The sequence below is a fragment of the Streptomyces tyrfis genome, assembly GCF_037034285.1.
GTDB lineage: Bacteria > Actinomycetota > Actinomycetes > Streptomycetales > Streptomycetaceae > Streptomyces.
On sequence record NZ_JBAGJZ010000043.1, the window covers coordinates 62,627 to 72,176 of the forward strand.

At 74.0% G+C, this 9,550-nt stretch carries 8 protein-coding genes; 3 read left to right on the top strand and 5 right to left on the bottom strand.

From position 1 onward, the window contains the following. Nucleotides 1-341 precede the first annotated feature (341 nt). Nucleotides 342-692, top strand: coding sequence for a hypothetical protein (locus WA762_RS27475; protein WP_335939173.1), 351 nt, complete (start codon nucleotides 342-344; stop codon nucleotides 690-692). A 211-nt stretch (nucleotides 693-903) separates the two neighbouring features. On the opposite strand, the gene hutH is transcribed toward WA762_RS27475, so the two are convergent. From hutH to WA762_RS27500, 5 genes are all read right to left on the bottom strand, one after another. Next, nucleotides 904-2,454, bottom strand: a complete 1,551-nt coding sequence (gene hutH / locus WA762_RS27480; RefSeq protein WP_335939175.1) for a histidine ammonia-lyase — start codon at nucleotides 2,452-2,454, stop codon at nucleotides 904-906. A 333-nt stretch (nucleotides 2,455-2,787) separates the two neighbouring features. Continuing rightward, nucleotides 2,788-3,960: a GGDEF domain-containing protein gene (locus WA762_RS27485; RefSeq protein WP_335939176.1), complete on the bottom strand. Its 1,173-nt coding sequence runs from the start codon at nucleotides 3,958-3,960 to the stop codon at nucleotides 2,788-2,790. Nucleotides 3,961-4,133: 173 nt separating this feature from the next. Next, nucleotides 4,134-4,946, bottom strand: a complete 813-nt coding sequence (locus tag WA762_RS27490; RefSeq protein ID WP_335939177.1) for an enoyl-CoA hydratase/isomerase family protein — start codon at nucleotides 4,944-4,946, stop codon at nucleotides 4,134-4,136. 184 nt (nucleotides 4,947-5,130) lie between these two features. Beyond that, nucleotides 5,131-6,303: an adenylate/guanylate cyclase domain-containing protein gene (locus tag WA762_RS27495; RefSeq protein ID WP_335939178.1), complete on the bottom strand. Its 1,173-nt coding sequence runs from the start codon at nucleotides 6,301-6,303 to the stop codon at nucleotides 5,131-5,133. A 193-nt stretch (nucleotides 6,304-6,496) separates the two neighbouring features. After that, nucleotides 6,497-7,402, bottom strand: a complete 906-nt coding sequence (locus WA762_RS27500) for a biotin--[acetyl-CoA-carboxylase] ligase (protein ID WP_335939179.1) — start codon at nucleotides 7,400-7,402, stop codon at nucleotides 6,497-6,499. A 157-nt stretch (nucleotides 7,403-7,559) separates the two neighbouring features. On the opposite strand from WA762_RS27500, the gene WA762_RS27505 reads away from it, so the two are divergent. Further along, nucleotides 7,560-9,152, top strand: a complete 1,593-nt coding sequence (locus tag WA762_RS27505) for an acyl-CoA carboxylase subunit beta (protein ID WP_335939181.1) — start codon at nucleotides 7,560-7,562, stop codon at nucleotides 9,150-9,152. A 101-nt stretch (nucleotides 9,153-9,253) separates the two neighbouring features. Further along, the gene (locus WA762_RS27510) at nucleotides 9,254-9,463 is read left to right on the top strand and encodes an acyl-CoA carboxylase epsilon subunit (RefSeq protein ID WP_335939183.1); all 210 of its coding nucleotides are present in this window, start codon (nucleotides 9,254-9,256) and stop codon (nucleotides 9,461-9,463) included. Nucleotides 9,464-9,550: the final 87 nt, after the last annotated feature.

Sequence of the window (9,550 nt, forward strand, 5' to 3'; positions counted from 1 at the left end):
CGGGACGCCCTCGGCCGCCCCTCGCGCGGCCACCCCCTCGGCCGGGCCGCCGCCCGGCCCCGCCCGGCCCGCCTTCTCCCAGCTCAGCGCGGTCCCACCCGTCCGGCGGCGACGACCTCGACCGTGATATCTGCACGAACCGCACCACACGTGACTTTCCACACGATTCCACCGAAGGGGAACGAAAGTCGATCTCTCGGAAGCGCGCGTGCGCCGGAGCGCGCAGGGGGGCGGCAGGGCGCGAAGTCCCCTGCGTACGCGCGACTTTCCCCCGACCCACTGGTTTCACTAGCATCGGTCCGCATGCCTGACTCACGGCTGTGACAAGGGGGTTCGTTCTCGTGGCCGTTGCTCGCCGCCCGCTCCTGACCGCCGCCGCGGCGGGCACGCTGCTGGCCGCCCTGTGGTTCGTCCCGTCCGCCGACGCGATGGACGAGCGGGCCGACGCGGCTGACGCGGTCATGGCGACCGCTGCGGGCGCCCCGGGCCGCGGCCTGGACGCGCAGGCCGTTCTCGGAGGCGAGGAGGCCGCCGTCGCCGCGGACGAGCCGTCCGGCCCCGGACTGGCGGAGACCGGGGCCGGGACCGGCTTCGACACCAGCCCGTATCTGGCCGGCTGCGCGGCCTTCCTGGGCGTCGGCGCGGCGTTCGTCACCTGCTCGATCCGCCGCACCGGCGCGCTGTCGACCTGAACGACCCTCTGCCGGACCGGAGCTCCGGCCCGGCCTGGACTTCAGTCCGGGCCGGAGTCCGGGCCGAGGCCCGGGCCGGGGCCCGGCCCGGACTCCACATCCGACTCGGACTCCACATCCGACTCGGAGTTCACATCAGACTCGGAGTTCACATCAGACTCGGAGTCACGCCCGGCTTTCCGGGGCCCGCGCCCGGCCCGGCCTCGTCCGCTCAGGCCAGCGGACCGGTCACCGGCTCGACCGCCGCGACCAGGGCGCCCGTGCGGACGAACGCGTCCGCCGCGGCCAGGTCCGGCGAGAGGAAGCGGTCCGGCCCCGGCCCCTCGACGCCCGCCGCCCGCAGCGCCTCGACGGCGGCCCGCGACGCGGGCGCGGGAACGAGCCCCTCGGCGGCGCGCAATTCGATGGCGCGGGTCGCCGCGTACAGCTCGACGGCGACGACGCGGGCGAGGTCGTCGACGGCGGTACGCAGCTTGCGCGCCGCCGACCAGCCCATGGAGACGTGGTCCTCCTGCATCGCGGAGGACGGGATCGAGTCGGCCGACGCGGGGACGGCGAGCCGCTTCATCTCGCTGACCAGGGCGGCCTGGGTGTACTGGGCGATCATCAGGCCCGAGTCCACGCCCGCGTCGTCGGCGAGGAACGGCGGCAGCCCGTGCGACCGGTTCTTGTCCAGCAGCCGGTCGGTGCGGCGCTCGGTGATCGAGGCGAGGTCGGCGGCGGCGATCGCCAGGAAGTCCAGGACGTACGCGACGGGCGCGCCGTGGAAGTTCCCGTTGGACTCGACCCGCCCGTCGGGAAGGACGACGGGGTTGTCGACGGCGGCGGCCAGTTCCCGGTCCGCGACGGTCGCGGCGTGGGCGAGGGTGTCGCGCCCGGCGCCGTTGACCTGGGGCGCGCAGCGCACCGAATACGCGTCCTGCACGCGCGGGGCGTCGTCCTGGTGATGACCGGTCAGGCCCGATCCGGCGAGGACCCGCAGCATGTTGTCGGCGCTGGCGCCCTGGCCCGGGTGCGGGCGGATGGCGTGCAGCTCGGGGGCGAGCACCTTGTCCGTGCCCAGCAGCGCCTCCAGCGAGAGGGCGGCGGTGATGTCGGCGGAGGTGTAGAGGTTTCGCAGGTCCGCGAGGGCCATGACGAGCATGCCGAGCATGCCGTCGGTGCCGTTGAGGAGGGCCAGCCCCTCCTTCTCGCGCAGCTCGACGGGGGTGATGCCGTGGGCGGCGAGCAGTTCGCCGGCCGGGCGCACCGTGCCGTCCGGGCCCTCCGCCTCGCCCTCGCCCATCAGCGTCAGGGCGCAGTGCGAGAGCGGGGCCAGGTCGCCGGAGCAGCCGAGCGAACCGTACTCGTGGACGACCGGGGTGATGCCCGCGTTGAGGACGTCGGCCATGGTCTGCGCGACCTCGGGCCGCACGCCGGTGCGCCCGGAGGCGACCGTCTTGAGCCGCAGGAACATCAGGGCGCGGACGACCTCGCGCTCGACCCGCGGCCCCATCCCGGCGGCGTGCGAGCGGACGATGTTGCGCTGGAGCTGGGCGCGGAGCTCGTGGCTGATGTGCCGGGTCGCGAGCGCGCCGAACCCGGTGGAGACGCCGTAGACCGGCTCCGGCTTGGCGGCGAGCGCGTCCACGATCTCGCGGGCGGCGGCGAGCGCGGCCACGGCGTCCACGGAGAGCTCGACGCGGGCGTTGCCGCGGGCCACGGCGATGACGTCCTGGGCGGTGGTACCGGACGTCCCCACCACGACTGTGTGCATATCCATATTCAGCAGCGTACGGATTGAATCGCACCATGTCACCAGTGGTCGTGCGGTTGACTCCTTACCGGGCGTGACTCCTTACCGGGCAGCCGCGCGGGCCCTCACCCGGCCGGGCACACGACCCCCCGGCGCAGCGGCACATCGACGCAGCGGCACATCGGCACATCGGCTCGTGCGCGCGGACCCGCCACCCCGTGCACGGGCCCCGCCCACGCCCCGTCCACACCGAGCCGCCGCCCAGCGCACGCCGCTCCCCCGCCCCGCACGCATCGGGCCGCCGCCCCGTCCTCCCGGCCGCGCGCCCACCGCTCCCCCCTGCGGGCGTCCCGCTCCCCCTCAGGCGTGGCTGCCGCGCAGGTGCCGGCGCTCGTGCGGGGACCTGGGCGGCGCGTCGGCCAGCCGCATCACCTCGTCGTCGCGCCCCGCCACCACCGGGACCGCGGAACGGGCGGCCTTCGCCCGGTACTGGGCCGCGTCCGCGAGGCGGAAAAGCCGCCGCGCCGAGACCACCGGGCCGATCGGATCGCCGGTCGAGGCGATCCCGCACGCCACCCCGTCCCCCAGCTCCAACTCGGCCGCCCGCTCGCAGAGTTCGGTGGCGGCCCGGATCACCTCGTCCGTACCGGGGCCCACCGCGAGCAGACAGAACTCGTCGCCGCCGAGCCGGGCGGCGAGCGCGCCCGGGAGCATCGCGCCGCAGCGGGACAGCACCGAGCCGAAACGTTCGAGCAGCCGGTCGCCGACCGCGTGGCCGAGGGTGTCGTTGACCCGCTTGAGGCCGTTGAGGTCGCAGACGACCAGGCTGACCACCTCGCCGCCGGTCCGGTACCGCTCCACCGACTCGTCCAGCCGCACATCGACGGCGCGCCGGTTGGCCAGCCCGGTCAGCGGGTCGGTGAAGGCCAGCCTGCGGACCTCCTCCAGCCGCTCGCTCTGGGAGATCCCGGCGGCGACGACGGAGGCCAGCACGGTGGCGAAGTCCGCGTCCTCGCCGCGGAACGCCGGCGCGCCCGCCGGGCGGGCCACATACAGCTCGCCCCAGGCCCGCCCGTGCAGCACGATCGGCGCGACCACGCAGGACCCGCGGCCGCGCCGACGCAGGGCGGCCACCCGCTGGTGGCGGTAGCCCCGTCCGTACCCGCCGCGCGCCTCCGCGTCCGGCGCGCCCTCCGGCTCGTCGTCGTCGGCGGCGGTCTCCACCCAGGCGTCGGGCTCCCCGCCGCCGGCCCACCGCTCGTGCAGGAACTCGGTGATCTCGGGGAACCGGTGCACCGGATACGTCTCGTCCTCGGGGAACTCCTCCTCCCCCTCCGCCCGTTCGCCCGCGTTCACCAGCACCCGCAGACGGCCGCGGTCGCGCTCCCACACGGAGAGCGCGGCGAACGTGCCGCCCAACGCCTCGCACGCCCCCAGCGCGGCCGCGCGCCACGACCCCCGCGGGGTGTGCGCCGCCGCCATCGTCTGCGCAAGCGAAACCACGGCCCGCAGCCGCGCCTCTTCACCACCCATCACCACAGCTTATGTAGTTTTGTGGTGATTTGATCAGTTTGAGGCTCTGAAAATATTCAGCACGTGTCTCTTTGAACACTCAACGTTACTTTCGGGTCCGCCCTCTCCGGCGACGGCCACCTCTGGAGACGGCCGCTCCGCCGGGCCGGTTGCCTCCGGCTTCCCCGGCCCGGTCACTCCCCGGGCCAGTTCGGCTTCCGCTTCTCGTTGAACGCGGCCACGCCCTCGGCCCGGTCGCCGGAGAAGGCCACCGACCGCCACGCGGCGTCCTCGACCTCCAGGCCGGCCCGCAGGTCGAGGCCGTGCCCCAGTCGCAGCGCCCGCTTGGCGGCCCGCAGGCCCACCGGGGAGTTGGCGGCGATCCGCCCGGCGAGCGCGAGCGCGGCCTCGCGGTCCCGGCCCGGCTCCACGAGCTCGTCCACCAGACCGGTCTCCAGCGCCTCGGCCGCCTCCACCCGCCGGGCCGTGAAGACCAGCTCGGCCGCGCGCGCCGCGCCGACCCGCCGGGGCAGCAGCTGCGTGCCGCCGCCGCCCGGGATCACGCCGACCGACACCTCGGGCAGGCCCACCACGGCCGTGCGGTCGGCGACGATCAGGTCGCAGGACAGGGCCAGCTCGAACCCGCCGCCGAGCGCGAAGCCGTGCACCGCCGCGATCGTGGGCATCGGCAGTTCGAGCACCCCGGTGTAGGCGGCGCGGGCGGTGGGGCGCTGGCGAAGCAGCTCGGCGTCGGTGAAGGAGTTCCGCTCCTTCAGGTCGGCGCCCACGCAGAAGGCGCGTTCATGGCTGGAGGTGAGGACGGCGGCGCGCACGGCCGGGTCGTCGGCGAGCGCGGCGCAGGCGGCGGCGATCGAGCGGGCCATGTCCGTGGACACCGCGTTCATGGCCTTGGGCCGGTCGAGGACCAGCTCGGCCACATGCTCCTGCCCCTCGTGGACCCGTACGACGACGAACTCCCCGAACCGCTGCTCGGACGTGACGGCCATGACTTCACCCCTCCGGTTAACGAGCGTTACCGGAGGGATCCTATGGGGCGGCCCCGACAACGGTCACGGGCGGAGGCCGACCGGCGGCGCGGACGCCCTCAGGGGAGGACCCGGACGCCTCCTGGAGAGCCAGGGGGCCTTCGGGGAAGGCCCGGGGGGGGTCCCTCGGGGGGAGGGCCCGGGGTCAGGATGTGCCGCGGCGGGCCAGCAGCCAGGGTTCGACGACGCCGAGGCCGCGCACCGGCCGCTGCCACATGGGCTGCAGCCCGTAGCGGTAGGTGGGCAGGGCCGTCGGCTCCAGGCCCTCCTGTCGTTCCTTCTCGGCCGCCGCCGCCCGCTCGGCGGCCTCCGCCTCGGAGGCCGGGGCGTCGCCGGTGCGGGTCAGCTCCTCCGCGAACGCGCCGTCCACCAGCACGGCGTCCTTCGGCGCTATCGAGGTCAGCCGGCTGGCGAGGTTCACCGTCGTGCCGAAGACATCGCCCATCCGGGTGGTGACGGTGCCGAAGGCGATGCCGACCCGGAGCGCGGGCATCGTCTCGTCCTGGGTCATCGCCTCGATCAGGCGCAGCGCGATCTCTGCGGCGGTGCCGGCGTCGTCGGCGCAGTAGAGGACCTCGTCGCCGAGGGTCTTGATGAGCCGGCCGCCGTGCGCGGCGACCAGGTCGGCCGCGGTGGTCTCGAACGCCTCGACGAGTTCGCCGAGTTCCTCCTCCTCCAGCCGCCGGGTCAGCCGGGTGAAGCCGACCAGGTCGGCGAAGCCGACGGCGAGGCGCCGGTCGACCATCTCCTCGTCGTCGGCGGCCTGCACGACCCGCCCGGTGGCGGCGGCGAGCTGGCGCCGCCACACGTAGACCAGGAACTCCTGGAGCTCCGGGAGGAGCAGCTCGACCAGGGGGTAGGTGACCTCGGTACGGGTCATGCCGGGCTCGGGCGGCTCGGTCAGCCCTTCGAGGAAGGAGTCGATCTGCCATTCCGCCAGTCGGGCGGTGGTCTGCCCGGTCGACCGGGCGACCTGGATCGCCATCGGCTCGCTGAGCAGCCCCGCCTCGACGAGACCGGCGAGGCGGCGCAGGGCCAGCACGTCGGCCTCGGTGAGCGCCCGGGCCTGCCCGATGTCGGCGAAGCCCATGGCCCGCCAGAACCGGGAGGCCAGGTCCATCGAGACGCCGGCGGTCCGGGCCGCCTGGAACGGCGTGTAGCGGCGGTCGGCGCCCAGGATGAGCTGTTCCAGCCGGATCGCGAGGGGGTCGTCGGTCGGTTCCGCCGTATGGTCGACTTCGAGATGCGGTGTCGGGTGGACCGAAGGTTCCGACGGGGGCTCCTCGCCCGCGCCGGACGTCGAATCGTCGACGGTCACCAGCCGCCTCCTGCCCGTTCCCTGCGCACTGCCCTGCCGATCTGTCGGTGGATCGCCTCAACTTTACGGCAGGTGTGCCGTGGCTCACGTCCGCGAGCCGCGCGCCGGCGCCCCGGGACGGCTCCCGGGACCCGCTCCCGGGGCCGCGCGGGGCCCGTCCGGGAGGCTTTTGGGCCCGGTCGGCCCGTACCGGTCAGGTCAGGCCGCCCCCGGCCCCGCGCAGGTGCACGATGTCGCCCGCCGACAGGGGCTCCCGCAGGCCCTCCTCGGTGGACAGGACCAGCCGCCCGTCGCCGTCGACGGCCACCGCCTCGCCGGTGAGCGTCCGGCCGCCGGGCAGTTGGGCGCGCACCGCCCGGCCGAGCGTCGCGCAGCCCGCCGCGTACGCCTCCTGGAGCCCGGCGGCCGCCGCGTCCCCGTCCGCGTCCCGCCACCGCCCGTACCAGTGTTCCAGCGAGCGCAGCACGCCCCGCAGCAGGGTGTCCCGGTCGGTGGAGACGGCCCCGGCCAGGGAGAGCGATCCGGCGGTGGGGACGGGGAGTTCGGCGGCGCGCAGGGTGACGTTGATGCCGACGCCGATGACGACGCCGTCCCCGGCGCGCTCGGCGAGGATGCCGCCCGTCTTGCGTTCCGCGCCGGGCGGGTTCTCCCCCTCCGGGAGCCCGCCGGAGGCGGCGGGGACCGTCACCAGGAGGTCGTTGGGCCATTTCAGCGCCGTGTCGACGCCCGCCGACCTGGCCAGCCCGGTGGCCACGGCGACGCCGGTGAGCAGCGGCAGCCAGCCCCACCGGTCCGCCGGGATGTCGCCGGGCTTCAGGAAGACGGAGAGGAACAGCCCCGAACGGGCCGGGGCCGACCAGGTGCGGTCGAGCCGGCCGCGGCCCGCCGTCTGCTCCTCGGCCACCAGCACGGCCCCCTCGGGGAGCCCGGCCGCCGCCCGCGCGGCGAGGTCGGCGTTGGTGGAACCGGTGGTCTCCACGACGTCGAGCGAAGTCCACAGGCCGCCCGGCCGCAGCAGACCGCGGCGCAGCGCGGAGACGTTCAGGGGGGGCCGGTCGAGGTCCGACCAGCGGCTGTGAGGCGCATCCGAAGGTGTCATGCAAGCCAGACTAGGTGTGGCAAACGACGCACTGCCGAACCGAATGCACGCCGATACGCTACGGACCAGTAGGTGATCCAGGGCTGATCGGCCGGTGTCCAGGGCCTGATCGGCAGCACAGTCGTCCCCCCGTGACCAGGCAGGGAGCCGCCACCCGATGTCCGAGCCGGAAGAGACCGACATCCACACCACCGCGGGCAAGATCGCGGACCTGCAGCGCCGCATCGAGGAGGCGACGAACGCGGGCTCCGCACGGGCGGTCGAGAAGCAGCACGCGAAGGGCAAGCTGACCGCCCGGGAGCGGGTGGCCCTGCTGCTCGACGAGGGATCCTTCGTGGAGCTCGACGAGTTCGCCCGGCACCGGTCGACCAGCTTCGGCATCGAGAAGAACCGCCCGTACGGGGACGGCGTCGTCACCGGCTACGGCACGGTGGACGGCCGCCCCGTCTGCGTCTACTCCCAGGACTTCACGATCTTCGGCGGTTCGCTGGGCGAGGTCTACGGTGAGAAAATCGTCAAGGTGATGGACTTCGCGCTGAAGACCGGCTGCCCGGTCATCGGCATCAACGACGGCGGCGGCGCGCGCATCCAGGAAGGGGTCGCCGCGCTCGGCCTGTTCGCGGAGATCTTCCGCCGCAACGTGCACGCCTCGGGCGTGATCCCGCAGATCTCGCTGATCGTCGGCCCGTGCGCGGGCGGCGCGGTCTACTCCCCCGCGATCACCGACTTCACCGTGATGGTCGACCGGACCTCGCACATGTTCATCACCGGCCCCGACGTCATCAAGACCGTCACCGGCGAGGACGTCGGCTTCGAGCAGCTCGGCGGCGCACGCACCCACAACACCGTCTCCGGTGTGGCGCACCACATGGCGGGCGACGAGAAGGACGCCATCGAGTACGTCAAGTCGCTGCTCTCGTACCTGCCTTCGAACAACCTCTCGGAGCCGCCGGCCTTCCCGGAGGAGGCGGTTCTCACCGCCACCGACGAGGACCGCGAGCTCGACGCCCTCGTCCCGGACTCCGCGAACCAGCCGTACGACATGCACACCGCCATCGAGCATGTGCTGGACGACGGTGAATTCCTGGAGACCCAGGCCCTGTTCGCGCCGAACATCATCACCGGCTTCGGGCGGGTCGAGGGCTACCCGGTCGGCATCGTCGCCAACCAGCCGATGCAGTTCGCGGGCTGTCTCGACATCAACGCGAGCGAGAAGGCGGCCCGGTTCGTCCGCACCTGCGACGCGTTCAACGTGCCGGTGCTGACCTTCGTCGACGTGCCGGGCTTCCTGCCCGGCGTCGACCAGGAGTACGGCGGCATCATCCGCCGCGGCGCCAAGCTGATCTACGCGTACGCGGAGGCGACCGTCCCGCTGATCACGGTGATCACCCGCAAGGCGTTCGGCGGCGCGTACGACGTGATGGGCTCCAAGCACCTGGGCGCCGACGTCAACCTGGCCTGGCCGACCGCGCAGATCGCGGTGATGGGCGCGCAGGGCGCGGTGAACATCCTGCACCGCCGGACCCTCGCCGCCGTCACGGACCCGGCCGAGGCGGACGCGCTGCGCACCGAGCTGATCGCGGACTACGAGGACGCGCTCCTCAACCCGTACGTGGCGGCCGAGCGCGGCTACGTCGACGCGGTGATCATGCCGTCCGACACCCGCGTCCACATCGTGAAGGCGCTGCGCCAGCTGCGCACCAAGCGGGAGTCGCTGCCGCCGAAGAAGCACGGCAACATCCCCCTCTAGGCCCTGACTTCAAACTGCCGTCGTTCGGCCGGAGGCCGTGCCGCTCTTCTCCAGACCGCTCACCCCATCGGACGACTCCCTCTCCGGAAAGGGCCGTTGCCATGATCAAGGTCGTACGGGGCAACCCGACCGCCGAGGAACTGGCCGCCGCGCTCGCGGTGGTACGGGCGCGGGCCGCGGCGACGGCGTCGGGCGCGCCGTCGGCCGCGCCGGCGCTGCCCGGGCAGTGGGCCGACCCGGCCCGCATCGCCCGCCGCGCCCGCCATGTGCCGGGCCCGCGCGCCTGGGCCCGGACGTACTGGCCCGGGTGATCCGGGCATTCACGGCCCCACCGGGCGGGTGACCGCCGGGTGGGGCCGTTCCCCGCGCCGGTCAGTCCTCCGCGCCGGTCAGCTGCA